We start from the raw sequence: 24,822 nt of genomic DNA on the forward strand, positions 1-24,822 counted from the left end.
TCAGCCCTGCGCCTGCGCCTGCTGGGTGAGCTTGCCGAACCTGCCGGTGTCGACGAACAGCGCGGGGTTCTCCTGCGTGCGCTGCGGGTTGAGGGCGCCGTAGCGGGGGCTGAAGACCGGCTTGATCGAGATGAACTCCTGGGTCAGGCGCTGCTGCCCCGCCTGGCCGCCGAACTGCTGCTGCAGCTTCGACAGGCCGACGATCGCCCGGCCGTAGTCTCGGGCGTCGGTCGGCGTGACGCCGTTGGCCAGCAGGTTGATCTCGGGCGACTCGAACTGGCCCGGATCGCGCAGCGCGGCGTCGACCTCCGACTCGCTCACCTGCACCTTGTAGCGCGCCGCGAGCTGCCGGGACACGCTCACGTTGACCAGCCGCTGCAGCACGATCTGGCTCGCCGGGACGCCGCCGAGCGCCGACTCGTCCAAATTGGCCCGCTTCAGCGCGGCGAGATAGGCCTGCGTGTCCTCGCTGAGCTCACTCGTCGAGATGCGTTCCTTCCCGACCACGGCCGCGGCCCCGGCCTGCATGGGAGAGGAGCAGGCGGTCAGTGCCATGGCCACCGCGGCGGCGGCCACGGCCACTCGTATCGACTTCACGTAAGTCCCTTTCCGACCCGAAAACCGCCGCTAGCTTACCCGGGCGGGCTCGAGGAACATCGCCTCGACCAGGTCGCCGCACCATTTGAGCAACTCGAGATCGCGCAGGGGCTGACCGCCCAGCGGCTTGGTCTTGGGCACCGGCACCAGCAGCGTCTCCGCCGCCTGCTTGTATATCGCCTTCTTGTACAGCCGGTCGAGCCGGACCTGCTGCGACTCCTTCAGCCTGGCCGGGCCGAACTTGATGTTCTGCCCCTGCAGCGTGACGTCGGTGAGCCCGCCGGCGCGCGCCTTGATGCGGAACCGCGCGACCTCCAGGAGGTTCTCCACCTCCGCCGGCGGCCTGCCGTAGCGGTCGGTCAGCTCGTCGCGCACCTCGTCGATGTCGGCCGTCGTGGCGATGGCCGCGATCCGCTTGTACGCCTCCAGCCGCAGCCGCTCGGAGGTGACGTAGTCGTGCGGGATGTGCGCGTTGATCGGCAGCTCCACCTTGACGTCGGGCTGCTCCTCGCGCACCTCCTCGCCGGACAGCTTGGCCCGCTGCTCCTGCACGGCCTCGGACATCAGCCGGACGTACAGGTCGAAGCCGACGCCCGCGATGAACCCGGACTGCTCGGCGCCCAGCACGTTGCCCGCGCCGCGGATCTCGAGGTCCTTCATCGCGACGTACATGCCGGCGCCCATCTCGGTGTGCTGCGAGATGGTGGCCAGCCGTTCGTGCGCGGTCTCGGTCAGCGGCTTCTCCGGCGGATACAGGAAGTACGCGTATCCGCGTTCCCTGCCTCGGCCGACCCGGCCGCGCAGCTGGTGGAGCTGCGACAGGCCGTAGTTGTCGGCGCGGTCGACGATCAGCGTGTTGGCGTTGGGCACGTCGAGACCCGACTCGACGATCGTGGTGGAGACGAGCAGGTCGTACTCGCGTTCCCAGAAGCCGACCATGATCTTTTCGAGCTGGTGCTCGTTCATCTGGCCGTGGGCCACCGCGATGCGCGCCTCGGGCACCAGCTCGCGCATCCGCGCGGCGACCCGGTTGATCGAGGCCACCCGGTTGTGCACGAAGAAGATCTGGCCGTCGCGCATCAGCTCGCGCCGGACCGCCGCCGCGATCTGCTTCTCCTCGTACGGCCCCACGAACGTCAGGATCGGGTGGCGCTCCTCCGGAGGCGTGAGGATCGTGGACATCTCGCGGATGCCCGTCAGGCCCATCTCCAGCGTGCGCGGGATCGGCGTGGCGGACATGGCGAGCACGTCGACCTGCGTGCGCAGGTGCTTCATCGCCTCCTTGTGCTCGACGCCGAACCGCTGCTCCTCGTCGACGATGATCAGCCCGAGGTCCTTGAACCTGACCTCAGGGCTGAGCAGCCGGTGGGTGCCGATCACCACGTCGATCGCGCCCGACCTGAGCCCCTCGATGGTGCCCTTGACCTCACCGTCGGTCTGGAAGCGCGAGATCGGCTTGATCGTGATCGGGAAGCTGGAGAACCGCTCGGCGAAGGTGGACATGTGCTGCTGCACCAGCAGCGTCGTCGGCACGAGCACCGCGACCTGCTTGCCGTCCTGCACCGCCTTGAACGCCGCCCGCACCGCGATCTCGGTCTTGCCGTAGCCGACGTCGCCGCAGATCAGGCGGTCCATCGGGACGCCGCGCTCCATGTCGCGCTTGACCTCGTCGATGGCCTCCAGCTGGTCGGGCGTCTCGGCGTACGGGAAGGCGTCCTCCATCTCGCGCTGCCACGGCGTGTCGGAGCCGAACGCGTGACCCGGCGAGGCCATGCGGGCGGAGTAGAGGCGGATCAGCTCGCCGGCGATCTCCTTGACCGCCTTCTTCGCCCGCGACTTGGCCTTGGCCCAGTCGGCGCCGCCCATGCGGTTGAGCGTGGGCGCCTCGCCGCCGACGTAGCGGGTGACCTCGTCGAGCTGGTCGGTCGGCACGTAGAGGCGGTCGCCCTTGGCGTACTCGATGACCAGGTATTCGCGGGTCGCGCCCTGCACCGTGCGCTGCACCATCTCGACGTAACGGCCGACGCCGTGCTGCTCGTGCACCACGTGGTCGCCCACCTTGAGCTGCAGGGGGTCGACCATGTTGCGGCGGCGCGACGGCAGGCGGCGCATGTCCTTCGTGGACGCCTTCTGCCCCACCAGGTCGAGGTGGGTCAGGACGGCGAGGCCCGGCGTGACGAAGCCGTGCTCGATCAGACCGGTCGACACGTGCACGACCTTCGGCTCGGGCGCCTTGTCCAGATGACTCTGCAGACGGGCCGGGACGTCGACGCCCTTGAGCACCTCGACCATGCGCTCGGCCGGGCCGTGGCCCTCGCTGAGCAGCACGACCGCCTTGCCCTCGGACAGCCAGCCCTTGATGTCGGCCAGCGCCCGCGCCGTCTCGCCGCGGTAGGCCTCGGAGTCCTGTGCGTCGAGCTCCACCCCGCCGCCGAACGGCGCCATCGTCCACCACGGCTGGCCGAGCGCGCCCGCGTGCTCGCGGATCTCGTCGAGCGTGCGGAACGCCGCCGCTCCCAGATCGATCGGCGCCTCGCCGCCGGCCGCCGCGTTGATCCAGGACGCCTCCAGGAACTCCTGCGAGGTGCGTACGAGCTCCTCGGCCCGGCCCCTGATCCGCTCGGGGTCGCAGACGAACACCGCCGACCTGGCCGGCAGGTGGTCGATCAGCAGGTCCATCTCGCCCGCCAGCACGGGCGCGAACGCCTCCATGCCCTCGACCGGCGTGCCCTCGGCGAGCTGGTCGAGCACCTCGGCCAGCGCCGGATGTTCCTCCGCCAGCGCCCGCGCCCTCGCCCTGACCTCGCCGGTCAGCAGCAGCTCGCGGCACGGCGGCGCGAACAGGCCGTCCTCGGCCGCCTCCAGCGAACGCTGGTCGGCCACCTTGAACCAGCGGATCTCCTCGACCGTGTCGCCCCAGAACTCCAGCCGCAGCGGGTGCTCCTCGGTCGGCGGGAACACGTCGAGCAGCCCGCCGCGCACGGCCACCTCGCCGCGCTTCTCCACCATGTCGACCCGGTGGTAGCCGTTGTCGACCAGCTGGTCGACCACGTCGTCGAGGTCGGCCTCGTCGCCGGCGCGCAGCCTGATCGGCTCCAGGTCGCCGAGCCCCTTGACGATCGGCTGCAGCAGCGCCCTGACCGGCGTCACGATCACGCTGAGCGGCCCGGCGGCGGCGTCGCCCTTGACCGGGTGGGCCAGCCGCCGCAACACCGCCAGCCGCTGGCCCACGGTGTCGCTGCGCGGCGAGAGCCGCTCGTGCGGCAACGTCTCCCAGGCCGGGAACACCGCGACGGAGCCGGGCTCCATCAGACTGGTCAGCGCGGCGGCGAGGTCTTCCGCCTCGCGCCCGGTCGCGGTCACCGCGAGCACGGTGCGCTGGTCGTGCGTGGCCAGCGCGGCCACGCCGAACGGCCGCAGCGCGGACGGCGCGACGAGCGCGACGTCGCCGCCCTCTTCGAGAGCGGCGGTCAGCTTCGGGTCGGCGCGAACAAGGTCAAGTAGCCCGGAAAGACTCATCAGATACGTCCACAGCCCCACGACGGCAACACGACTACCCCCGGCCGGGTCAGGTCGCGGGGGTCTTCCACCAGGGTACCCGCCCCCCACCCACCGAAGACGCCGTCCACCGCGCCCCCGGCCCCGCCCTCAACCACCCTGAACGCGGGACCGTTCGCCGTCCGGAGCCTGGGTGCCGTCACCGTCCGGCACCCGTGGGCCGTCGCCCTCCGGAACCCGATAACCGGGCACGGAGGGCCACCGTACGGTCAGCACGGTCGACGGCTCCTCCGCCCGCCACGAGTGGTCGACCCCCTTGCCCCAGACCACGTAGTCACCGGGCTCGGCCAGCAGCACACCGCGTCCGGGCAGCTCGACCCGGAACCGGCCGCTGATCAGCACCAGCAGCGCCGTACGCTCCTCACCCCGGACCCACTCCGCGCGCTCGTCGCCCGCCGGGTGCACACCCCACTTGATCTCGACGTCGTCGCTGTGCCTGGGGTCTCCTGGAGGCTTGAAGTGGCCGAGCAGCCACCCTCGATCAAGAGCCGCATCGACCCCGGCGTTCCCGACGTAGACCTCACCACTCACGCCCAGCGACGCTAGCAGCCCCCTCGCTTCGCCAGCCCCACGGCGCCGAACGCGGGCCGAGGTCCCTCGGGGAGGAGATCGGAGCGGGGGTGGCGGGGTAAATGGCTCACTGATCGGGATCGGTTGATTACTGTAGGTGACATGTCTGAGGTGAAATCGGTCGCCCGGCGAGGCGACCTCTTCGGTCAGCGGGTCCGTGAGCACTGCGCCGGGCAGCCGATCAGGCGGCTCGACGTGCTGGTCGCCGGCTGCGCCTACGACGAGCCGCTGGTCCTCGACCACATCGAGATCAGGGCCACCGGGGTCGACGAGGACCTCCCGGCGATCAGGAAGGTGCTGGAGGAGCGGGCCGACCTGGTCGCCTGGTCCCTCGGCGACCTGCGCAGCGTGGCGCTGCCGCCGAGGTCCTTCGACGTCATCCAGCTGTCGTTCCTGCTCGAACGGGTGCACCACGCCGAGCTGGTGCTCGACCGCCTGCTGCGGGCGCTGCGCCCGGGCGGCCTCGTCCTGCTGCGCATGCGCGACCGCAAGTCGGCCTACGGCCTGCTCGACCGCATGACGCCGCCGTTCCTGCGCCGCCTGCTGTGGCCGGCCATGGTGCCGGCCGGCACGCCTGGCCCGCTGCCGGCCGTGTACGAGCCGCTGGCCTCCGGCGACGGGATGCACGCGTTCTGCCTGAGCCGCGGGCTCATGATCACTGACGACCGGCGCACCACGAGCGGGCCCGCCAGGTCGCGCAGGCTCGGCGCCGCGGCGGTGGCGATGATGTCCAACCTGACCAGCGGCCGCTTCCCCTCCTCCCACGACGAGATCACCATGGTCATCAGGAAGCCTCAGCACCACTTCGCCCGGCTCATCTAGTGACACACTGGCATCAGCCGGTAGACTCCTTCCCCACCAATTCAATCGGAATAGTTGGGATGTAGGAACCGTGGAGTGGACCCCCGACCAGCGCGAACTGGCCGACCTCGAGCTGCTGCTCTGCGGAGCTTTCGAGCCGCTGACCGGGTTCCTCGGCCACGACGACCTCCATACGGTGCACGAGCGCGGCACCCTCGCCGACGGCACCCCGTGGCCCGCGCCCGTGACCCTCCACCTGCCCGCCGACGTCTCTCCCGGCGACGAGGTCGCCCTGCTCGACCCCGAGGGGCTGCCGCTGGCCGTGCTGACCGTGACGGCTCACGAGCCCGACGGGCTGACCTCCGGGCCGATCAAGGCGCTGAGCACGCCGGAGCACGGCCCTTTCGCCCGGCTGCGGCGTACGCCCGCCGAGGTCCGGCAGGAGCTCGGCGGCCGTCCGGCGCTGGGCGTCACCATGCGCGGCCCGCTCGACGACCTGTCCGAGGTGATCGCCACCGCGAAGGAGCTCGACGCGGTGATCCTGCTGCTCCCGCTCGCGTACGGCGAGGCCGGCCCCGCGGTCGTGCGCGCCGCGCTGCGGGCGAAGGATCAGCTGCCCGAGGGGACGCTCGTCGTCCCGGTGCCGCTGGCCCCGCGCGACGAGCCCGAGATCGACCTGGAGCTGCGCGAACACGTCGCCACCCGCTACGGAGCCACGGAACACCTCGCCGGCCCCGACCCCGTGCACATCCCGGGCCCGCCCCACCGCCGCGGCCTGGTCGTCTTCTTCACCGGGCTGTCCGGCTCCGGCAAGTCCACGATCGCCCGCGGCCTGCGCGACGCGCTGCTGGAGCTCGGCTCCCGCACGGTGACCTACCTCGACGGCGACGTGGTGCGCCACCTGCTGTCCAAGGGCCTGACGTTCTCCAAGGCCGACCGCGACCTGAACATCCGCCGGATCGGCTTCGTCGCCGCCGAGGCCGCCCGCCACGGCGGCCTGGCGATCTGCGCCCCGATCGCGCCGTACGAGGCCACCCGCGCGGAGGTGCGCGAGATGGTCGAGTCCGTCGGCGCCGACTTCCTGCTGGTGCACGTCGCCACGCCGCTGGAGGAGTGCGAGCGGCGCGACCGCAAGGGCCTGTACGCCAAGGCCCGCGCCGGCCTGATCCCCGAGTTCACCGGCATCTCCGATCCGTACGAGGAACCGGACGACGCCGATCTGGTGATCGACACCACCCACATGTCGATCGAGGCGGCCGTCTCCAGGGTGCTCGACACGCTGAAGTCCGGGAGGTGGGTCCGTTGATCGATCTCCCGCTGATCGCCGGGTCCTTCGTCGTCGCCATCGTGGTCGGCCTGACCGGCATGGGCGGCGGCGCCCTGATGACCCCGATGATGATGCTGTTCTTCAACGTGCCGCCGCTGGCCGCGGTCTCCAGCGACCTGGTCGCCTCGGCGGTGATGAAGCCGGTCGGCAGCTTCGTCCACCTGCGTCACGGCACCGTCAACCTGCGCCTGGTCGGCTGGCTGTGCGCGGGGTCGGTGCCGACGGCCTTCTGCGGGGTGTTCCTGGCCAGGGCGTTCGCGGTCACCGACGCGGTGAAGTACGCCCTCGGCGTGGCGCTGCTGCTGGCCGTGGCCGGCATGGCGCTGAAGAGCTGGTTCGCCGGGCGGGGTGGAACGTCGAGCCCGCACGAGATCGTCGTGCGCCCAATGCCTACCCTACTGGTCGGTATGGTAGGCGGGTTGGTGGTCGGTGTGTCCTCCGTCGGCTCCGGATCGCTCATCATCGTGGCCCTGCTCGTGCTGTATCCGGCGCTCAAGGCCAACCAGCTCGTCGGCACGGACCTGGTGCAGGCCGTGCCGCTGGTCGCCGCCGCCGCGCTCGGCCACCTGCTGTTCGGCGACTTCCAGCTCGACCTCACCGTCTCCCTGCTGATCGGCTCGATCCCGGGGGTCTACCTCGGCGCGCGGATCTCCTCACGCGCCCCCGGCGGCCTGATCAGGGCCATGCTGGCGATCGTCCTGCTCGCCTCGGCGCTCAAGCTGCTCGACGCCGGCAACACGTTCACCGTGTGCGCCCTCGTCGTGGCCGTCGCGGTCACCGTCGCCGGCTGGCGGCTGCGACGCCGCGCGGACGCCAGGCGCGCGGCGGCGGAAGCCGACGGCGCCCCGGCGGCCGGGCAGCCGCATGAGGTCAGCCCCTAGGCTACGGACGCGGCACCGGGGTCGAGCGGAAGTACGGATCCCGGGCCAGCCCGGCGAAGGCGCGGTCGGCGCCCTGGTCGGAGTCGAAGCTCGTGTCGCCCCGCGGCGCCTGCGGCGAGTCGAAGTAGAGCAGCGCCTTGATCTGCGGATACCGCTTGATCTGCCGGCTCACCGACTCGAAGAAACGGCGCTTGAACGACCGGTCGTGAGGACGTTCGAACACCCCCCACTCGGCCACCATGACCGGCTTGCCGGGGAAGCGCGCCTGCATCCACCGGTAGAACCCTGGCCAGTCCGGATATTCCTTGCGGGTCTTGTTGACGAGGCCGTCGAAGTCCTGCACCCGATGGTCGGCGTACGGGTCCATGGCCACCCAGTCCACCACGTCGTCACCCGGGTAGAGATCCTCGAACCAGGGCTTGGCCGCCCAGTTGGGCGCCCCCATGTACGTCATGACCACGACCGCGTTCCTGACCCCACGCTCGCGCAGCCGCAGCACGACGTGGCGGAACATGGCCGCGTAGTCGGTGGCCTGCATGCCCGAGCCCCGTGCGGGGTTCACGTCGTTCTCGGGCTCGTGGTGCACGGTGAGGAAGAAGCGCTCGGGGAACTTGCGCCTGAGGTGGGCGGCCAGCCGGTCGATGCGGCGGTCGAGGGCGCCGCCCGCGATGTCCGCCCACGTGTGCTCGAACGACGGCTTCCAGTTGATCATGAGCAGCCGCGGCCGCTCGGGGTCGCGGGCCAGCCTGATCTCCGCGCCGGTCGGGAACAGCTCACTGCCCCGGTGATAGACGTGCAGCACGTCGGCGGCGGTCCCCATGCGCGCCTCGGCGCCGTGCAGCGCCTGCTCCACCGGGGCGCCGGTGAAGACCTCCGGCGCGATCCCCCACCAGGCGCCGCAGGACGGGATGAGTTTCGAGGTGGCCGTGCAGGTGGGCGAGCGCACGGCCGGCCGCACCGAACGGCTCTCGACCGGCGGCACACTTCCGGCGCCCTCCGCGCCGGAGCAGGCGGCCAGCACCGTGACCACGGCCATGGCGGCGCCCGTGAGCGCGGTGTGCGTAGTTTTGTGAGTTTTACCCCGTAGCTGCAAAGCCTTCCTACCCCCTTGTCGAGTGACCCCCGCCTATCACACCTGAACCTTGCCACGCCATTCTTGGAACGTCAGCCAGTGTGAGAGTCTCCCCAGTTCATGACAGGGATCGGGTCGCCCGACTTTTTCTGATATTTCGATTTATCAGGTGCCTTCTTTCTGGCCGTACCGGAGAAAATCTTGCGTATTCCACCTGGGTGATAACCGTCCGTCCTATAGTGAGCGCGCGTCCGGACAGTGACGCAGTGTCGCCGGTCCGCGACGATCCGCACACATCCCAGGAGACCTCCCATGAGCTCCGGCACCGGCCTGGACGAGCACCTCGCGCTGTTGCGCCGGCGGTGGCTGCCGTTCGTGGGCTGCGTCGTGTTCGGCGGCGTCGCGGCGCTCGCACTCCTGTTGCTCACACCGGCCGTCTACACCGCGACCACCCAGGTCCACGTCCTGCCGGTGGGCGTGCCGGAGCCGCTCAACCAGGTCACCAACCGCCAGCGTGAGGCGCTCAACCTCGACACCGAGGCCCAGGTCGCGCAGTCGGCGGCGGTCGCCGCCCGCGCGGCCAGGGTCCTCGGCGGTGAGGAGCCCGAGCCGGCCGAGGTCTTCGTGCCGCCCAACTCGGGGGTGTTGTGGATCTCGGTGACGGCGGGTGACCCCGACAGCGCGGCCGCCCGGTCGCGCGCGTACGCCGAGGCGTACCTCGACCATCGCCGCGCGGGCGCCCTGAGCGCGCTGACCGCGCAGCAGCAGGCGATGCTGACCAAGTACAAGCAGGTCAACGCCGCACTCGACCAGGTCGTCAGGGAGCTCGTCCGGCTGCCCAGGGGCACCCCGGAGCACACGCTCGCCCAGCAGCGCCAGAGCGTGCTCAACCGCCAGTCCGCCAGTCTGGCGCTCAAGTACGACGCGCTGCGGACGGTCGCGGTGACCCCGGGCTCGATCCTCAGCCGGGCCACGCCGCCGGACGCCCCCAGCTCCCCCAGCCTGCCCCTCTATCTCGGCACCGGGCTGATGGCAGGCCTGCTGGCCGGCTCGGCCGCCGCGTACGCCCGCGACCGGCTCGACAGGCGGCTGCGCACGGCCGCCGACGTGGAGCGGCTGACCGGCCTGCCCGTCCTCGGCGACCTGTCCGGGCCGCGCCCGCACGGCGTGCTGGCGGAGCTGGCCGGTGAGGTCGTCGCCGCCTGCCCGGGCAGGCGGCTCCTGATCAGGGCGCTCCCCCACGACCTGCAACCCGCCCGCCGCCGCGCCGAGCCGCTGCCGGTGAGCCTGCCGCTCGTCGTGCTGGACGGCTCCGACGCCCGCGACCTGGCCAGGGCCGAGGCCGCCCTGCTGGTCGTGGGCCTGGGCCGGGTCACCTCCACGGACGTCGCCGCCGCCGTACGGCGACTGGCCCGGCACGGCGTCCCGGTCGTCGGCGTGGTCGCGGCGGCCGAGGCGGTGCCGACGTTCGTGCCGCTGCTGGAGCCGCACCCGCACCACCACACGCTCGGCAAGCTCGTCGCGAGCGGCGAGCTCGATCTGGGCCTGCCGCCCGACACCACCCCCATCCAGCACTTCCACCACCCGCAGCGGCCGGGCATGCCGACGTGAGCAGAGCCGCCTGGCCCATCGCGGCGCTGCTGATCGGCTACCCGGTCTGGTGGGCGCTCGGGTTCGGGGGGCTGTCGGTGATCGTGGTGGCGGTGCCGATGGCGGTGGTGCTGTGGCGGCGCCGGCCGATCAGGGTGCCGCGCGGGTTCGGGCTGTGGGCGCTGCTGCTGGCCGGCTACCTCATCAGCGGGCTGATGCTGGCCGAGTCGCCCCCCGGCACGTACGGCGAGCTGAGCGCCGGCCGCGTCATCGGCTACCTCATGCGGCTGGCGCTCTACACCTCCGTCGTGGTCATGATGCTCTACCTGGGCAACCTCACCGAGCGCGAGCTGCCGCAGCTGCGGCTGGTGCGGATGCTCGGCGTGCTGTTCGTGACCACGGTCGCCGGCGGGCTGCTCGGCGTGTTCTTCCCGGCCTTCTCCTACACCGCGCCGGTGCAACTGCTGCTGCCGGACTGGATCGGCGGCAACCCGTTCGTCCAGAACCTCATCCAGCCCACGGCGGCGCAGACCCAGAAGGTGCTCGGGTACGCCGCGCCGCGGCCCGAGGCGCCGTACGAGTGGGCCAACGCGTGGGGCAGCAACGCGTCGGTGCTGCTGGTCTGGTTCGTGATCGGCTGGTGGGTGTACGGCCGGACGCGGCACAAGGTCTTCGCGACCGTGGTGCTCGCCCTGGCCGCGATCCCCGTCGTGTACTCGCTCAACCGGGGCCTGTGGATCGGCCTCGGCCTCGCGGTGCTCTACCTCATCGTCCGGGTGGGCGGACGCACCCGGATCCTGACGTGCGGGTTAGTGGCCACGGCGGCGCTGGCGTTCGTGCTCAGCCCGCTCGCGTCGCTGGTCGCCCAGCGGCTGGACCGGCCGCACTCCAACGACATCCGGGCCTTCACCGTGAGCGCGACCCTCGCGGCGGCCACCCACTCGCCGGTCATCGGCTACGGCAACACCCGCAACGCCACCGGCAACCACCGCTCGATCACCACGGGCAAGACCCCGTGGTGCCCGACCTGCGGACATCCGCCGCTGGGCGGTGACGGGCAGCTCTGGCTGCTGATCATCACCCAGGGGTTCACCGGCGCGCTGCTGTACGCGGGGTTCTTCCTCGGCGCCATCCGGCGCCACTGGCGTGACCGCAGCCCGATCGGGCTGGCCGGGGTGTTCGTGATGGGGCTCGTGCTGCTCTACATGTTCATCTACGACGGCCTGGTCTCGCCGCTCAGCCTCTATCTGATCTCGTTCGCCCTGCTCTGGAGAAACTGATGACCGACGCCGCGACCCGTCTCGGCTACCTCGCGGAGACCGTGCGGCTGCTGTACCCGGGGACGGGCTCGCCCCGGGCGTACACCGTGCTGCCGCTTCCCGCCCTGCCCCGGCGGCTGGCGCCGCGCCGATGGTGGCATGTGGGCTCCCGGGTCATGGTGCCCGACGAAGGGTCGATCGCGACGTACCTGAGCGAGGTCTTCGAGCGGCCGGTCGAGACGGTCCTGCACGTGCGTCCGGCGCGGCGGGCCAACCGCAAGCCCGTGCTGGAGGCGCGCTCGCAAGGGCGGCGGCTGGCGTTCGTGAAGGTCGGCGACACGCCCCGCACCCGCGAGCTGCTCGCCACGGAGGCGGCGGCGCTGCGCCGGCTGGCCGGGCTGTCCCTCGACGTGGTGGCCACCCCTTACGTGCTGCACCACGGCGAGTGGCGGGGCCTGTCGGTGCTGGCCGTCTCACCGCTGCCGGTGTGCCGCCGCCGGGTGCCGCGCCCGCTGCTGCTCGACGCCGTCAGGGAGATCGCCGGGACCGGCGGCACCCGCCCGGCCTGGCACGGCGACCTCGCTCCCTGGAACATGTGCCCGTCGCCCGACGGCCGGGTGCTGGTGTGGGACTGGGAGCGTTACGAGATCGGCGTCCCGTACGGGTTCGACGCGGTCCACCACTTCTTCCAGCGGGCGCTGCGCCGGATGCGCCCGCCGGTCGCGGCGCGGGCGTGCCTGGCCCAGTCCGTACGGGTGCTCGCTCCCCTCGGGCTGTCGGCGGCGGCGGCCCGGCACACCGCACTGCGGTACCTGATCGCGCTGGCCGACCGGCACGCCGCCGACGGTCACGAACCGCTGGGCCCGCCGGAGACCTGGCTCAACCCGGTCGTCGACCACCAGGAGTTGCTGACATGAGGACGATGAAACGCTCGGCCCTTTCCCTGTCGCGGTCGGCGGGGCGGTTCACGGCGGGGGCGCGGGTGCTGCCGTCGTTCCTCATCGTGGGGGCTCAGCGGTGCGGCACCACCTCGCTCTACCGCGCGCTCGCCCAGCACCCGCTGCTGCTCAAGCCGGTGCTGCACAAGGGCGTGCACTACTTCGACATGGCCTACGACCGCGGCCTGCGCTGGTACCGGGCCCACTTCCCGTTACAGGCGGGCGCCGCCCTGCTCGGCCGCCGGCACGGCGGGCCTGCTCATGCGTACGAGTCCTCCCCCTATTACCTGTTCCACCCGCTGGCCGGCGAGCGCATCGCCGCGACCCTGCCGGGCGTGAAGCTCGTCGTGCTCGTGCGCGACCCCGTCGAGCGGGCCTGCTCGGCGCACGCCCACGAGCTGGCCAGGGGCTTCGAGACGGAGTCGCACCTCGAGACCGCGCTCGAACTCGAGGAGCAGCGCCTGGCCGGAGCCGACGAACTGCTGCGCGCGCTCCCCTACGCGCTGCACCACTCCCACCGCCACCACGCCTACGTGACCCGGAGCCGCTACGCCGACCAGCTCGACCGGCTGGAGCCGCTGTTCGGCCGCGACCGGATCCTCGTGCTGGACAGCCACCGCTTCTTCGCCCATCCCGAGGCGGTCTACGACCGGGTGCTGGAGTTCCTGGAGGTGCCGCACCTGGGGTATCCGGTGTTCGAGCGGCACAACGGCCGGGCGCTGCCGCGTCCGGTGCCGCCCGCGCTGGAGCGGTCGCTGCGCGAGCGGTTCGAGCCGTACGACGCCCGGCTGGCGCGGTGGCTGGGCGAGGAGCCGTCGTGGCGGCGTTGAGCCTGGCCGGTGCCGCCGGGGTGGTGGGGGCGGGCTGCAGCGCGCTGGCGCAGTTCGCGCTGGTGGTGGTCGTCACGCGGGCGTTCTCCGCGGCGGAGGCGGGGGCGTTCTTCACGGCGACCGCGCTGGCGCTGATGGTGGCGGGGATCGCCAAGCTCGACGCGGGGAACGGGCTGGTGTACTTCGCAGCGCGGGCGGTCGACGGTATTTCCGGATATATCCGGGCGGCGCTGGTGCCCTGTCTGGTGGTCTCCGGGCTCGCGGCGGTGGTGCTGTATCCGTGGCTCGGACCGCTCGCGCTGGTCCTGCCCGTCATGGTGGCGGGCGACGTGCTGCTGGCGGTCACCCGGGGGTTCGGCTCCATGCGGCCCACGGTGCTGCTCGACGGGGTGCTGGTGCCGTGTTGCCAGCTGGCTCTCGTGGCGGGCGCGGCCCTGGCGGGGGCGGCCGGGTGGCTGCCGGCGGCGTGGGGCCTGCCGTACGTGCCGCTGCTGGTCCTGGCCGTGGTGGCGGTCAGGGGGCGGGTGACGCGGACGCCTTACCTGCCGGGGACCGTACGGGATCTGTGGCGTCACACCGCTCCCCGGTCGGTGGCGGGGGCCATCCAGGCGGTGTTCCAGCGGGTGGACATCGTGATCGTCGCCGCGCTCGCCGGCCCCGTCCAGGCCGCCGTGTACACCGCCGCCACCCGCTTCAAGGTGGTCGGTCAACTCGCCAACCAGGGGCTGGCGCAGGCCCTCCAACCGCGGCTGGTCAGGGCGCTGGCCGACGGCGAGCACGAGCTTGCCGGGCGCCTCTACCAGAGCGCCACGCTCTGGCTCGTGCTGCTGACCTGGCCGGTGTGGCTGGCGTACGCGGCGCTGGCCCCGTGGGTGCTGCGGCTGTTCGGCCCCGGGTACGAGGCGGCGGTTCCGGTCGCGCTCGTGCTGGCCGGGACGATGATGGTCGCGACGGCCTGCGGGATGGTGGACGTCGTCCTGACCGCCGCAGGGCACACCGGGACGAGCCTGGCCAACCTGCTGGCCGCCGTCGCCTGCACCCTCGTCCTCGATGTGGCGCTGATCCCGGCCCACGGGGCGCTCGGGGCGGTCGCGGGGTGGTCGGGCGGCGTGCTCGTGAAGAACCTGCTGCCGTTGTGGCAGCTGCACCGCCGCTACGGCCTGCACCCGTTCGGCCGCCACACCCTCGCGGCGCTGCGCGTACGCGGCTGGGCCGCGGCATGAGGGGGCGCCCCGTCCTGGTGACCGGGCTGCCGCGCAGCGGGACGAGCTGGGCCGGCAAGATGCTCGCCGCCGGAGGCGACCTGGTCTACGTCAACGAGCCGCTCAACCCGCAACACCCGCCCGGCCGCTGCCCCGGTGTCCTGAACGCCCGGGTGACCCACCGCTTCCAGTACATCTGCGACGACAACGCCGGCGACTGGCTGCCCGCCTTCCGCGACACCGTGGCGCTGCGGTACCGGTGGCTCGCCGAGCTGCGTGCCAACCGGTCACCGTACGATCTGGCGCGTCTCGTCCGATACGGCACCGCGTTCACGTACGGCCGGCTGACGGGGCGGCGGGCGCTGCTGGACGACCCGTTCGCGGTGCTGAGCGCGGGCTGGTTCGCCCGGCGGCTGGGATGCCGGGTGATCGCGCTCGTCCGGGACCCCGTGACGTTCGTGGCGAGCTGGCAGCGTCTGGGCTGGACGGTGCACTTCGAGGAGCTGCTGGACCAGCCGCTCCTGGTACGCGACCATCCGGAGGTTCTGCAGCTGCGGCCGCTGGTCGGCTCCGAGGACCGGATCGCCAAGGCCGCCGCCCTGTGGCGGGTGACCCGCGCGATCCTCGACCGCACCCAGGGAATCCTCGTCACCCCATACGAATCGCTGGCAGCCGACCCTCTGCCGGTCTTCCGCCACCTCTACGACTACGCGGACCTGCCCTGGACCACATCCGCCGAACGTCGCATCACCCGTGCCTGCCTGAGCCCCACCTCCACCGCCCCAGGCCGCGGCTTCACCTGGACCGGCCTGTCCCGCACGGCGTACCGCCCCATGAACTCCCCCGCCTCCCTGAGCACCGCCGCACACGGCCTGACCCCTGAAGAGACCACCCGCATCCGGGCCCTCACCTGACCGGGCGACAACCCCCGGCCACCGTCGCAGGACGGGCCAGATCCGTGGAGTCGCTTCCGCACGACACCGACGACAGGCCACTCCAGGTCCCGCCCACGCGCCAGAGGACATGGACCGGCACCCTAGAAGACCCTCACCTTCGCCTGAGGCGGGCGGCCAAGGAGGCGGCGACGATGCGAGCAGCCGTGGCGGCAGCCACGAACCGGACGGCTGGAGAGGCGGCGACGAGCCGGGCGGCCAAGGCGGTCGTGAGGAGCCGGGCGGCGAAGGGCAGGTCGTTCGCCAGGTAACGGCGGGTCAGACGCCGCGGCTCGCAAACCAGCCGGAAGGCCCACTCCAGCCCCGCCCGGCGCATCCACTCCGGCGCTCTGGGCAGGGTGCCGGCCGCGAAGGCGATGGCCGCCCCGCATCCCAGGAGCCACGCGTCAGGCAGTTCCTCCCGCAACTCGGCGACCAGCCGGTCCTGCCTCGGGAACCCGAGCCCGACGAACACGATCCGCGGCCGGGCCGCGACCACCTCCCGCCGCACCCGCGCCCGCCCCTCAGCAGTGGCATCGAACCCGTACGGAGGCGTACTCACGCCGCAGACCCGTAACCCCGGAAAGCGCCTGGTGAGCGCGCGAGCTGCCGCAGCCGCCGCTCCCGGCGGCCCGCCGAGCAGATGGACCGGCCACCCCCTGCGGGCGGCGAGCCCACTCAACGACCAGAGCAGATCAGCTCCCGTGACCCGCCCCGGCACCGGCGTGCCGAGCAGCTCCGCCGCCCACACCAACGGCATCCCGTCCGCGACCACGATCTCCGCCGAACACACCAGCTCCCTGAGCGCGGGATCCCGGGCAACAGCCCGGCAGATATCCACATTGGGCGTGACGATCCGCCCACCGCGCCCACGCTCCAGCGCCGCCTCCACCCACCGGACGACGTCATCCTCCCGAACCGCGTCAACAGCCACCCCACCGACGGCCACCCGCCCCCCGAGAGCCACAGGGACCGGCCCGCTCAAGGCCACCGCCTCGCCCGCGCCCGCCATCCCGCTCACGGACGTCACCGGCGCCGCCGCCGTGCCCCCGAACGCCACCGCGCCCGAACCCGCCACCACGCTCATGGACACCACCTCGCCTCCTGGCGCCACTTCTCCTGTGACCGCCACCCCATCCCGGCGCACCGCCTCAGCCGAGGCCGCCACCCCGCCGTGGACACCCATCCCGCCTCCGGACGCCCGGCGGCCGAACGGAACCGGCACCGCGAACCTGGAACGATCCACCACCATCCCCGCACCCGGCTCCCCCAGCCCGCAGGACACCGCCTTGAGGGCCGGGACGTGCTCGTCGTCCGGCACACCGCATCCGGCGGGCAGAACCGGATCGGTGGGTGGGCGGGTCAAATGCCGTGTCCCCGGTGGTGGAGGGCCGAGAGCACGGTGGGCGCGGAGACGAGGCCGGCCGCCACCGCCAGCGCGATCGGCGCACGCGGCTCACCCAGCCGGGCCGCGAACGTACGCGCGGCCCAGCGGGCGGCCGCGCGCCGGTGCCCGAGCGCGGCGTGGGAGAAGGCCAGCTGGCCGTAGACCCGCGCCGCGCCGCGCGGATCCACGGCCAGTTCGGGGTGCCGGGCGAGCATCCACTCCAGCCCGGCGATGCGATCCGCCCAGCGGGCGGCGTAGTGGGACCCTGCCCAGCGCACGCGTACGAGCGGCTGATCGACGTGGACGAGCGGACGCCGCTTGGCGGCGCGCAGCGCCAGGTCCCAGTCTTCGTTCTGGCCGCCGGGCGCGCTCTCGTCGACCCAGAGCGACCCGCGCTTGAACACGAACGTCGATGAGTGCACCATCACCATCCGCGAACGCACGAGGTCGGCCGCGGTCACGCAGGAGGCACCGGCGAGGCGGGGCACGCGGCGGTGGCCGTGCTCGACCTCGATGCCGCAGCTGGCGAACTCCCCGCCGTCCAGCAGCTCCCGCACCTGGGCGGTGAGTTTGCCGGGCAGCCACAGGTCGTCGTCGTCGCAGAAGGCGACCAGGTCGGTGTCACAGGCGGCGATGCCGGTGTTGCGCGCGCCGGGCAGCCCGGGGCTCAACGCGTTGGCCACCACGCGCACGCGCGGCCCGGCGACCGCCCCCGCGACCTGCACCGCCACCGCCGCGGAGCTCGCCCGCACCCGCCCGCCACTGGGCAGCGGCGCGTCGGCCACCACGACCGCCGACAGCTCACCCGGGTAGTCCTGCGCCAGCACGGCCGCCACGGCCTCCCGCAGCAACCCCGCCCGGTCACCACACGTCGCGACGATCACCCCGACCGAGGGCCAGCCGCTCACGCCGCCTCCCCCGGACGGCCACAGCGAACCAGCGCAAACCCCGGACCGTCACCACCCGTCGCGACGATGATCCGCACCGCGGGCCGGCTCACGCCGCCACCCCCAGGTAGCCGTAGCGGGCCCGCAGCGGCCACGTGAGGGCGGCCACCACGCGACGGTCGCCGCCCGGCAGCCCCGATCGCCAAGAGTCGTCGCGCTGCAGCTCGACCCGCCCGACATGGAAACGCATCGGGTTGCCGGAGGCCGTGTGGGACGGGCCCAGCCAGGCGGTGTGGCCCTCGATGAACGACAGGTCGGGCTCCGCCAGCGCCAACTGGCCGGCCAGCCCCCGCAGGGTGGCGCCGGGAGTGGCGACGAGGTCTTCGTACCTGACTCTGGTCACGCGCGCGCCGCGGCCGGGAAGGAGCTCGAGGGCGGTGTTCTGGGCCCACCAGTGCAGGGCCGTGCGGGCGGGACCCCAGCGGGTCATGGGCCGGCCGTCCTCGGGGCGCGGCACGAGTTTGCCCCAGGAGTGGGCGACCGCGCGCGGGTCCCGGACCACGTGGACGACGCGGACGTCGACCCCGCTCGCGACCAGGCAGCAGGCGAGCGAGGCGTGTTTGCTGGAGTCGACGACGACCGGAGCGCCGACCGCCTCGTACAGCGATCGATAGGCCCGCGCGTATTCGGCCAGGTCGGGGTGGTCGATGCGGGCGATCCTGCGGGTGCGGTCGATCCTGCGCCGCAGCGTCAGGATGCGTTCGGCATGCCCGCGTGTCCACCCCCCGAACGCCCGCTGCCCCACCTGCCGCCAGAAGGGGCAGGCGGGAAAGGGCCGGCCGCACCCGCAGAGCTCTTCCGCGATGACCCCGCGCTCCCACAGGTGGACGACCTCGCCGAGCGCCACCACGCCGGGCAGCTCACCGAGGAGCCGTTCGAGCAGCGTGGTGCCGCTGCGGCCGAGGCCGCCCAGATAGATCACCCGTACGGGCGAGCGGTCAGTCACAGGACAGGGCCCATCGCGATCGCTTACACGGAACGCGACGACCCTAGCACCGAGGGTAATCGAAGGGTAAACGGAACCCTAAAAGATCTACCTCAGCTGGCGTCCAGGATCATGCCGGCGCCGACCGTGGTGTGGGTGGCCTCGTCGATGAGGATGAAGCCGCCGGTGAGCCGGTTGCGGGAGTAGTCGTCGACGAACAACGGCTGCGTGACCCGCAGCGACACCCGGCCGATCTCGTTGAGGGAGAGCGAGGACGCCTCCTCGTCGCGGTGCAGGGTGTTGACGTCGAGCCGGTAGTGCAGGTCGCGCACCAGCGCCCGCGCGGTGCGGGTGGTGTGCTTGATCGTCAGCTTGGTGCGCGGCGTCAGCTTGCGGACGTCGGTCATCCAGCAGACCATCGCCTCCAACTCCTGCGCGGCCTGCGGCTGGTTGTTGGGCCGGGCGATCATGTCGCCGCGCGAGATGTCGATGTCGTCCTCGAAGCGCAGCGTCACCGACATGGGCGGGAACGCCTCCTCCACCGGCCCGTCGTAGGTGTCGATCGAGGAGATGCGCGTGGTGAGCCCCGAGGGCAGGTGGACGACCTCGTCACCGGGCTTGAGCACGCCGCCCGCCACCTGGCCGGCGTAGCCGCGGTAGTCGTGGAAGGCGTGGTCGGTGGCCCGCTGGGGGCGGATGACGTACTGGACGGGGAAGCGCACGTCGGTCAGGTTGCGGTCTGAGGCGATGTGCACGTTCTCCAGGTGGTGCAGCAGCGAGGTGCCGAGGTACCACGGCATGTTCTCGGAGCGCGACACCACGTTGTCGCCGTTGAGCGCGGAGATCGGGATGAAGGTGAGGTCGCCGACGTTGAGCTTGGAGGCGAACGCCGAGAACTCCTCCCTGATCTCGTCGAACCGCTCCTCGGAGTAGTCGACGAGGTCCATCTTGTTGACGGCCAGCACCAGGTGGGGCACCCGCAGCAGCGAGGTCAGGAACGCGTGCCGGCGCGACTGCTCCAGCACGCCCTTGCGCGCGTCGATGAGAATGATCGCCAGGTCGGCCGTGGAGGCGCCGGTGACCATGTTGCGGGTGTACTGGATGTGGCCGGGCGTGTCGGCGATGATGAACTTCCGACGCGGCGTCGCGAAGTAGCGGTAGGCCACGTCGATCGTGATGCCCTGCTCGCGCTCGGCCCGCAGGCCGTCGGTGAGCAGCGACAGGTCGGTGTATTCGGTGCCGCGGTCGCGCGAGGTGCGCTCGACCGCTTCGAGCTGGTCCTCGAAGATGGCCTTGGAGTCGAAGAGCAACCGTCCGATGAGGGTGGACTTGCCGTCGTCGACGCTTCCCGCGGTGGCAAAGCGAAGAATGTCCATCTTAGAAGTAGCCCTCTCGCTTGCGGTCCTCCATGGCGGCCTCGGACGAGCGGTCGTCGGCCCTGGTGGCCCCGCGCTCGGTGATCCGGGTGGCCGCGATCTCCTCGATGATCTCCTCGACCGTGACAGCCGTGGACTGCACGGCGCCGGTGCAGGTCATGTCGCCCACGGTGCGGTAGCGGACGACGGACTCGAACAGCGGCTCGTCGTCGCCGCGCTGCACGACGTCGGCGTCGGGCAGCAGCATGCCGTCGCGTTCGAACACCTTGCGGGTGTGGGCGAAGTAGATGGACGGGATCTCGATCCCCTCGCGCCTGATGTAGTCCCAGACGTCGAGCTCGGTCCAGTTGGACAGCGGGAAGACCCGGATGTGCTCGCCCTTGCGGATGCGCGCGTTGTAGAGGTTCCACAGCTCTGGACGCTGGTTCTTCGGGTCCCACTGGCCGAACTCGTCGCGGAAGGAGAACACCCGCTCCTTGGCCCTGGCCTTCTCCTCGTCGCGGCGGGCGCCGCCGAAGACCGCGTCGAACTCGTGCTCCTCGATCGCGTCGAGCAGCGTGGTGGTCTGCAGCCGGTTGCGCGAGGCGCGCCGGCCGGTCTCCTCCACGACCCTGCCCTGGTCGATGGAGTCCTGCACGCTGGCCACGATCAGCCGCGCGCCCAGCTCGGCGGAGCGGCGGTCACGGAACTCGATGACCTCGTCGAAGTTGTGGCCCGTGTCGACGTGCATGAGCGGGAACGGGATGGGCGCGGGCCAGAACGCCTTCTCCGCGATGCGGAGCATGACGATCGAGTCTTTGCCTCCGGAGAAGAGCAGACATGGGCGCTCGAACTCGGCGGCCACCTCACGCATGATGTGGATGGCCTCTGCTTCGAGCACGTCGAGCTGCGACGTCGTGTAGTCGCGCTGGAGCATGGGTGCTTCCTCCGGCGGTTCAGCGGTGCAGGTCCCGGATGCCGGCGAGCAGGGATGCCGCCAGCTCCGGTAGGGAAACCAGGATATCGGGTAGTGACGGGTCGGCTTGGTTGTAGACCAGCTCGGACCCGTCGATGCGGCTCGCGTGGGCCCCGGCGGCCAGCGCGACGGCGACCGGCGCGGCGGAGTCCCACTCGTACTGGCCGCCCGCGTGGACGTACGCCTCGACCTCGCCGGTGAGCACGGCCGAGATCTTGGCCCCGGCGGACCCGATGGGAACGAGGTCGGCGCCCGCGGCGGCGGCCAGCTTCTGGACGAACTCCGGCGGCCGGGTGCGGCTCACCGCGATGCGGAAGCGGCCGCTGTCGTGGGCCGGCAGCTTCGGCGGGTCGGCGGTCGTCAGTGTGCGGCCCTGGGCGGGCAGCGCCACGGCGCCCGCGGCGAGCCGGCCGCCTTCCCACAGGGCCACGTGGACGGCCCAGTCGGACCGGCCCTCCTCGGAGAACTCGCGGGTGCCGTCAAGGGGATCGACGATCCACACCCGATCGGCGCCCAGCCTGCGCGGGTCGAGCCGCTCCTCGCGCGTGGCCTCCTCCGACAGCACGCTGTCGCTCGGGCGCAGTCGCGCCAGCGCCTCCATGAGGTGGACGTGCGACCCGCGGTCGCCCTCGGCCTTCAGCGCCTTGGGATCGGCGAACCCCGTGCGCTCGCGAATGCGCAGCAGCAGCTCGCCTGCCTCGGTCGCCAGGTCGGCGGCGAGGGCGTGATCGTCGCGAATCGTCATCAATATGCTCCTTGCCCGCGGGCGACGGCCGACCAAGTCTTCCACAGGATCTGAAGGTCCAGTGTCAGGGACCAATTTTCCACGTAGCGCAGGTCTAGACGTACGGATTCCTCCCACGATAGGTCAGATCTACCACTGACCTGCCACAAGCCGGTCAGCCCGGGGCGTACGAGGAGTCGTCTGCGCACGTCGTCACCGTAGCGTGCCACCTCCTCGGGAAGCGGCGGGCGCGGCCCGACGAGCGACATGTGGCCGAGCACGACGTTGAGCAGCTGGGGCAGCTCGTCGAGGGAGTGGCGGCGCATGAACGCGCCGAGCGGCGTGACGCGCGGATCGTTGCGGAGCTTGAACAGCACGCCGTCGCGGTCGCTGACCAGAGTGATCTTCTGCCGCTCGGAGCCTCGCCGCATCGTGCGGAACTTCAGGATCGTGAAGAGCCGGCCGTCCTTGCCCACCCGGGTCTGCCGGAAGAGCGCCGGCCCGGGGCTCGTCGCGCGTACGGCCACCGCCAGGCCCGCGAGCAGCGGCGCCAGCAGCACCAGCAGGACCGCCGCCACCATGCGGTCGAAGACGTTCTTGACGAGCTGGCGGACGCCGGTCAGCTCCGGATGCTCCACGTGCAGCAGCGGCAGCCCGGCCACCGGCCTGATCATGATGCGCGGCCCGGCGACGTCCATCAGGGCGGGGGCGACCACCAGCTCGGTGCGGGTACGCTCCAGCCGCCAGGCCAGCCGGCGCAGCGCCTGGCCGTCCATCTCGGGGCAGGCCAGCACGGCCACGGTGTCGGCACGGTAGAGGTCGACGGCGATCGGCACGTCGCTGAGGTCGCCGGCGACGGGCACCTCGTCGATCCGCTCACCGGCGCGCCCGCCGGGCACGCAGGCGGCCACGACCTCCATGCCGTGGTGGCGCTCCTTGCGGAACAGGCCGACGATCTCGGCGATCGAGGCGGCGTGGCCGACCGCGACCACCCGGCGCATGCACGCGCCCGCGGCTTGGCGGCGGTGCAGCGAACGGCGCAGGGCGTAGCGGAACAGCAGCGTGCAGAGGGTGACCAGGGGCAGGGCCAGCACGACGTAGCCGCGGGCGACGTCGGTCTTGGTGACGTAGGAACCGATGGCGGTGGCGGCGGTCAGCGCCACGCCCGCCTGCACGACCCGGCGGAACTCCTCTGAGCCGACGCCCAGCATGCGCGCCTCGTACGCGCGGGCCAGCGCCACCGCGCAGCACCACACGAGCGGCAGCGTCAGGCTGACCAGCAGGTAGGGCAGCGCGTAGGGGGTGAGACCGCCGAACCTGAGCGAGAACGCCGCCGCGGCGCCGATGCCGGCCCCGCACAGGTCGCCGAGCACGGCCCCCAGACGATAGAGGCGGACCCACGAAGGCGTGCCAGGGACCGTGACGGGGGTGCCCGGCCGCACCACGGTCATGAGTCCTTCATCGCGGGCTCCACCGCGCACGCGCGCCTCCATGTGACCAATCCTGTACGGACAGTCACAGATCGTAGCCGCGTGGGCCGACAAGAACCGGCGAACGGTTCATTGCGGGGATCAGCGTGGAGGGCCGGAAATGTGCAGATCAGCCCGGTGAAAGTCGTTCTGGGTGGCCTCCAGGCCCCGGGCCATCAGCGACTCCACCACGTCGGCCGCCCGGTCGACGAGGAAGGGCAGGTCCTTGCGCTCCATGGTGGCGAAGTCGCGCAGCACGAAGGTGGCCGGGTCCATCCGGCCGGGCGGGCGCCCGATCCCGAAGCGGACGCGCAGGTAGTCGCGGGTGCCGAGGACCTTGGTGATCGACTTCAGGCCGTTGTGGCCGTTGTCGCCGCCGCCCAGCTTGGCGCGCAGCGCGCCGTAGGGCACGTCGAGCTCGTCGTGGACGACGATCAGCCGCTCGGGCCCGATCTTGTAGAAGTCGCCGAGCGCCTTGACCGGCCCTCCCGACAGGTTCATGAACGTCAGGGGCTTGGCCAGCACGGCGGCGCGCGTCTCGCACACCTCGGCCCGGCTCTTGTGCGCCTTGAACCGCCCACCGGCCCTGGCGGCCAGCTCGTCGAGGACCATGAAGCCCGCATTGTGGCGGTTGCCCGCGTATTCGGGCCCCGGATTGCCCAGTCCGGCGATCAGCCAGCGGTCCATGTGCTCCCCTTGGGACGGCGGAACGGGACGGCCGTCGGCGGGCCGCCCCGTTCGCGGGAAAACGCGTTACTCGGCAGAGGCCTCGGCGGTCTCGCCCTCGGCGGCGGGAGCCTCGGCGGCCGCGCCCTCCTCGGCGGCCTCGAGGACCTCGACCGGCTTGTTGATGACCTGCAGGATGACGGCCTCGGGGTCGGCGGCCAGCGTGGAGCCCTGCGGCAGCCGCAGCTGAGCGGCGGTGATCACGGTGCCGATTTCCAGGCCCTCGACGTCGACCTCGATGCCGGTCGGGATGTGGGTGGCCTCGGCCTCGACGGCGATCTGGACGAGCTGCTGGTCGAGCAGGCCGTCGGAGTTGACGTCGCCGACCGTGGTGACCGGGATCTCGACCGTGACCTTCTCGCCGCGCTTGACCAGGAGCAGGTCGACGTGCTCGACGAAGCCCTTGATCGGGTCGCGCTGGACGCCCTTGGGCAGCGCCAGCTCGTCGACGCCGTCGCCCTCGAGGCGGATCAGCACGTTGGGCGTGCGCAGCGCGAGGAGGACCTCGTGACCGGGCAGGGTGAGGTGCTTGGGGTCGATGCCGTGCCCGTAGAGAACGGCGGGCACCTTGTCGGCGCGGCGGATCTTGCGGGCGGCGCCCTTGCCGAACGCGGTGCGCGGTTCGGCGGCGATACGTACTTCAGACACGACATCTCCTAGGGATGCTCAGGCGGATTGTTGAGCGCTCCCCCTCACCCGCCCTAGCGGAAGGCGTTACGAGCGCAACCCGTAAAGTCTACCCCGCCATTCGCCGAG

22 protein-coding genes are annotated in these 24,822 nt (G+C 71.8%); 9 read left to right on the forward strand and 13 right to left on the reverse strand.

The genetic code is table 11. From position 1 onward, the window contains the following. From ACIBP6_RS43605 to ACIBP6_RS43615, 3 genes are all read right to left on the reverse strand, one after another. Positions 1 to 597, reverse strand: coding sequence for a SurA N-terminal domain-containing protein (locus ACIBP6_RS43605; RefSeq protein ID WP_397060698.1), 597 nt, complete (start codon positions 595 to 597; stop codon positions 1 to 3). Between the two features lie 30 nt (positions 598 to 627). After that, entirely contained in the window at positions 628 to 4,116 is a 3,489-nt protein-coding gene (mfd, locus tag ACIBP6_RS43610; protein ID WP_397060700.1) for a transcription-repair coupling factor, read from the reverse strand. Between the two features lie 129 nt (positions 4,117 to 4,245). Then, positions 4,246 to 4,686, reverse strand: a complete 441-nt coding sequence (locus tag ACIBP6_RS43615; protein ID WP_397060701.1) for a signal peptidase I — start codon at positions 4,684 to 4,686, stop codon at positions 4,246 to 4,248. Positions 4,687 to 4,827: 141 nt separating this feature from the next. On the opposite strand from ACIBP6_RS43615, the gene ACIBP6_RS43620 reads away from it, so the two are divergent. The 3 genes from ACIBP6_RS43620 (at position 4,828) to ACIBP6_RS43630 (ending at position 7,734) form a co-directional block, all read left to right on the forward strand. Beyond that, on the forward strand, positions 4,828 to 5,547 hold the full coding sequence (locus ACIBP6_RS43620; protein ID WP_397060702.1) for a class I SAM-dependent methyltransferase: 720 nt from the start codon (positions 4,828 to 4,830) through the stop codon (positions 5,545 to 5,547). A 70-nt stretch (positions 5,548 to 5,617) separates the two neighbouring features. Next, the gene (gene cysC, locus ACIBP6_RS43625; protein ID WP_397060704.1) at positions 5,618 to 6,832 is read left to right on the forward strand and encodes an adenylyl-sulfate kinase; all 1,215 of its coding nucleotides are present in this window, start codon (positions 5,618 to 5,620) and stop codon (positions 6,830 to 6,832) included. Then, positions 6,829 to 7,734, forward strand: a complete 906-nt coding sequence (locus ACIBP6_RS43630; protein WP_397060705.1) for a sulfite exporter TauE/SafE family protein — start codon at positions 6,829 to 6,831, stop codon at positions 7,732 to 7,734. Before cysC ends, ACIBP6_RS43630 begins: the two co-directional genes overlap by 4 nt. Position 7,735: 1 nt before the next feature. On the opposite strand, the gene ACIBP6_RS43635 is transcribed toward ACIBP6_RS43630, so the two are convergent. Continuing rightward, a complete protein-coding gene (locus ACIBP6_RS43635) occupies positions 7,736 to 8,770 on the reverse strand; it encodes a glycoside hydrolase family 26 protein (RefSeq protein ID WP_397060707.1) in 1,035 nt (344 codons plus the stop codon). A gap of 348 nt (positions 8,771 to 9,118) precedes the next feature. On the opposite strand from ACIBP6_RS43635, the gene ACIBP6_RS43640 reads away from it, so the two are divergent. From ACIBP6_RS43640 to ACIBP6_RS43665, 6 genes are read left to right on the forward strand one after another with little or no spacing between them, the layout of a single operon-like run. Further along, positions 9,119 to 10,417: a hypothetical protein gene (locus ACIBP6_RS43640; RefSeq protein ID WP_397060709.1), complete on the forward strand. Its 1,299-nt coding sequence runs from the start codon at positions 9,119 to 9,121 to the stop codon at positions 10,415 to 10,417. Further along, positions 10,414 to 11,676 (forward strand): hypothetical protein, encoded by a 1,263-nt coding sequence (locus ACIBP6_RS43645; RefSeq protein WP_397060710.1) that lies wholly within the window; start codon positions 10,414 to 10,416, stop codon positions 11,674 to 11,676. Before ACIBP6_RS43640 ends, ACIBP6_RS43645 begins: the two co-directional genes overlap by 4 nt. After that, positions 11,676 to 12,572, forward strand: a complete 897-nt coding sequence (locus ACIBP6_RS43650) for a hypothetical protein (protein WP_397060712.1) — start codon at positions 11,676 to 11,678, stop codon at positions 12,570 to 12,572. The genes ACIBP6_RS43645 and ACIBP6_RS43650 overlap by 1 nt, the downstream gene beginning before the upstream one ends. Beyond that, entirely contained in the window at positions 12,569 to 13,423 is an 855-nt protein-coding gene (locus tag ACIBP6_RS43655; protein WP_397060713.1) for a sulfotransferase family protein, read from the forward strand. Before ACIBP6_RS43650 ends, ACIBP6_RS43655 begins: the two co-directional genes overlap by 4 nt. After that, positions 13,411 to 14,646 carry a lipopolysaccharide biosynthesis protein gene (locus ACIBP6_RS43660; protein WP_397060715.1) on the forward strand — a complete coding sequence of 412 codons (1,236 nt, stop codon included), beginning with the start codon at positions 13,411 to 13,413 and terminating at the stop codon, positions 14,644 to 14,646. The genes ACIBP6_RS43655 and ACIBP6_RS43660 overlap by 13 nt, the downstream gene beginning before the upstream one ends. Beyond that, the gene (locus ACIBP6_RS43665) at positions 14,643 to 15,539 is read left to right on the forward strand and encodes a sulfotransferase (protein WP_397060717.1); all 897 of its coding nucleotides are present in this window, start codon (positions 14,643 to 14,645) and stop codon (positions 15,537 to 15,539) included. The genes ACIBP6_RS43660 and ACIBP6_RS43665 overlap by 4 nt, the downstream gene beginning before the upstream one ends. 133 nt (positions 15,540 to 15,672) lie before the next feature. Here ACIBP6_RS43665 and ACIBP6_RS43670 read toward each other — a convergent pair whose 3' ends face one another. From ACIBP6_RS43670 to ACIBP6_RS43710, 9 genes are all read right to left on the reverse strand, one after another. Beyond that, positions 15,673 to 16,878 (reverse strand): WecB/TagA/CpsF family glycosyltransferase, encoded by a 1,206-nt coding sequence (locus ACIBP6_RS43670; RefSeq protein WP_397060718.1) that lies wholly within the window; start codon positions 16,876 to 16,878, stop codon positions 15,673 to 15,675. A gap of 41 nt (positions 16,879 to 16,919) precedes the next feature. Then, complete coding sequence (locus ACIBP6_RS43675; protein WP_397060720.1) at positions 16,920 to 17,852, reverse strand: glycosyltransferase family 2 protein; 933 nt, start codon at positions 17,850 to 17,852, stop codon at positions 16,920 to 16,922. 88 nt (positions 17,853 to 17,940) lie between these two features. Continuing rightward, positions 17,941 to 18,837 carry a sulfotransferase gene (locus ACIBP6_RS43680; protein WP_397060722.1) on the reverse strand — a complete coding sequence of 299 codons (897 nt, stop codon included), beginning with the start codon at positions 18,835 to 18,837 and terminating at the stop codon, positions 17,941 to 17,943. Between the two features lie 92 nt (positions 18,838 to 18,929). Next, positions 18,930 to 20,192 carry a sulfate adenylyltransferase subunit CysN gene (cysN, locus tag ACIBP6_RS43685; RefSeq protein ID WP_132620137.1) on the reverse strand — a complete coding sequence of 421 codons (1,263 nt, stop codon included), beginning with the start codon at positions 20,190 to 20,192 and terminating at the stop codon, positions 18,930 to 18,932. A gap of 1 nt (position 20,193) precedes the next feature. Then, complete coding sequence (gene cysD / locus ACIBP6_RS43690; protein WP_397060724.1) at positions 20,194 to 21,108, reverse strand: sulfate adenylyltransferase subunit CysD; 915 nt, start codon at positions 21,106 to 21,108, stop codon at positions 20,194 to 20,196. A 19-nt stretch (positions 21,109 to 21,127) separates the two neighbouring features. Continuing rightward, positions 21,128 to 21,892: a 3'(2'),5'-bisphosphate nucleotidase CysQ gene (locus ACIBP6_RS43695; protein ID WP_397060726.1), complete on the reverse strand. Its 765-nt coding sequence runs from the start codon at positions 21,890 to 21,892 to the stop codon at positions 21,128 to 21,130. Beyond that, positions 21,892 to 23,322 carry a sugar transferase gene (locus ACIBP6_RS43700; protein WP_397060728.1) on the reverse strand — a complete coding sequence of 477 codons (1,431 nt, stop codon included), beginning with the start codon at positions 23,320 to 23,322 and terminating at the stop codon, positions 21,892 to 21,894. Before ACIBP6_RS43700 ends, ACIBP6_RS43695 begins: the two co-directional genes overlap by 1 nt. A gap of 120 nt (positions 23,323 to 23,442) precedes the next feature. Beyond that, positions 23,443 to 24,027 carry an aminoacyl-tRNA hydrolase gene (pth, locus tag ACIBP6_RS43705; RefSeq protein WP_397060730.1) on the reverse strand — a complete coding sequence of 195 codons (585 nt, stop codon included), beginning with the start codon at positions 24,025 to 24,027 and terminating at the stop codon, positions 23,443 to 23,445. A gap of 66 nt (positions 24,028 to 24,093) precedes the next feature. Further along, a complete protein-coding gene (locus ACIBP6_RS43710; protein ID WP_397060732.1) occupies positions 24,094 to 24,714 on the reverse strand; it encodes a 50S ribosomal protein L25/general stress protein Ctc in 621 nt (206 codons plus the stop codon). Positions 24,715 to 24,822 lie beyond the last annotated feature (108 nt).

Origin of the sequence: Nonomuraea terrae (assembly GCF_044465245.1) — a bacterium.
Classification (GTDB): Bacteria; Actinomycetota; Actinomycetes; order Streptosporangiales; family Streptosporangiaceae; genus Nonomuraea; species Nonomuraea terrae.

Excerpts from the sequence above, each read along its gene's own strand:
- mfd (WP_397060700.1), bottom strand. The coding sequence starts at position 4,116 with ATGAGTCTTTCCGGGCTACTTGACCTTGTTCGCGCCGACCCGAAGCTG.
- ACIBP6_RS43620 (WP_397060702.1), top strand. The coding sequence starts at position 4,828 with ATGTCTGAGGTGAAATCGGTCGCCCGGCGAGGCGACCTCTTCGGTCAG.
- ACIBP6_RS43635 (WP_397060707.1), bottom strand. The coding sequence starts at position 8,770 with ATGGCCGTGGTCACGGTGCTGGCCGCCTGCTCCGGCGCGGAGGGCGCC.
- ACIBP6_RS43640 (WP_397060709.1), top strand. The coding sequence starts at position 9,119 with ATGAGCTCCGGCACCGGCCTGGACGAGCACCTCGCGCTGTTGCGCCGG.
- ACIBP6_RS43650 (WP_397060712.1), top strand. The coding sequence starts at position 11,676 with ATGACCGACGCCGCGACCCGTCTCGGCTACCTCGCGGAGACCGTGCGG.
- ACIBP6_RS43655 (WP_397060713.1), top strand. The coding sequence starts at position 12,569 with ATGAGGACGATGAAACGCTCGGCCCTTTCCCTGTCGCGGTCGGCGGGG.
- ACIBP6_RS43665 (WP_397060717.1), top strand. The coding sequence starts at position 14,643 with ATGAGGGGGCGCCCCGTCCTGGTGACCGGGCTGCCGCGCAGCGGGACG.
- cysN (WP_132620137.1), bottom strand. The coding sequence starts at position 20,192 with ATGGACATTCTTCGCTTTGCCACCGCGGGAAGCGTCGACGACGGCAAG.
- cysD (WP_397060724.1), bottom strand. The coding sequence starts at position 21,108 with ATGCTCCAGCGCGACTACACGACGTCGCAGCTCGACGTGCTCGAAGCA.
- ACIBP6_RS43695 (WP_397060726.1), bottom strand. The coding sequence starts at position 21,892 with ATGACGATTCGCGACGATCACGCCCTCGCCGCCGACCTGGCGACCGAG.
- ACIBP6_RS43700 (WP_397060728.1), bottom strand. The coding sequence starts at position 23,322 with ATGACCGTGGTGCGGCCGGGCACCCCCGTCACGGTCCCTGGCACGCCT.
- pth (WP_397060730.1), bottom strand. The coding sequence starts at position 24,027 with ATGGACCGCTGGCTGATCGCCGGACTGGGCAATCCGGGGCCCGAATAC.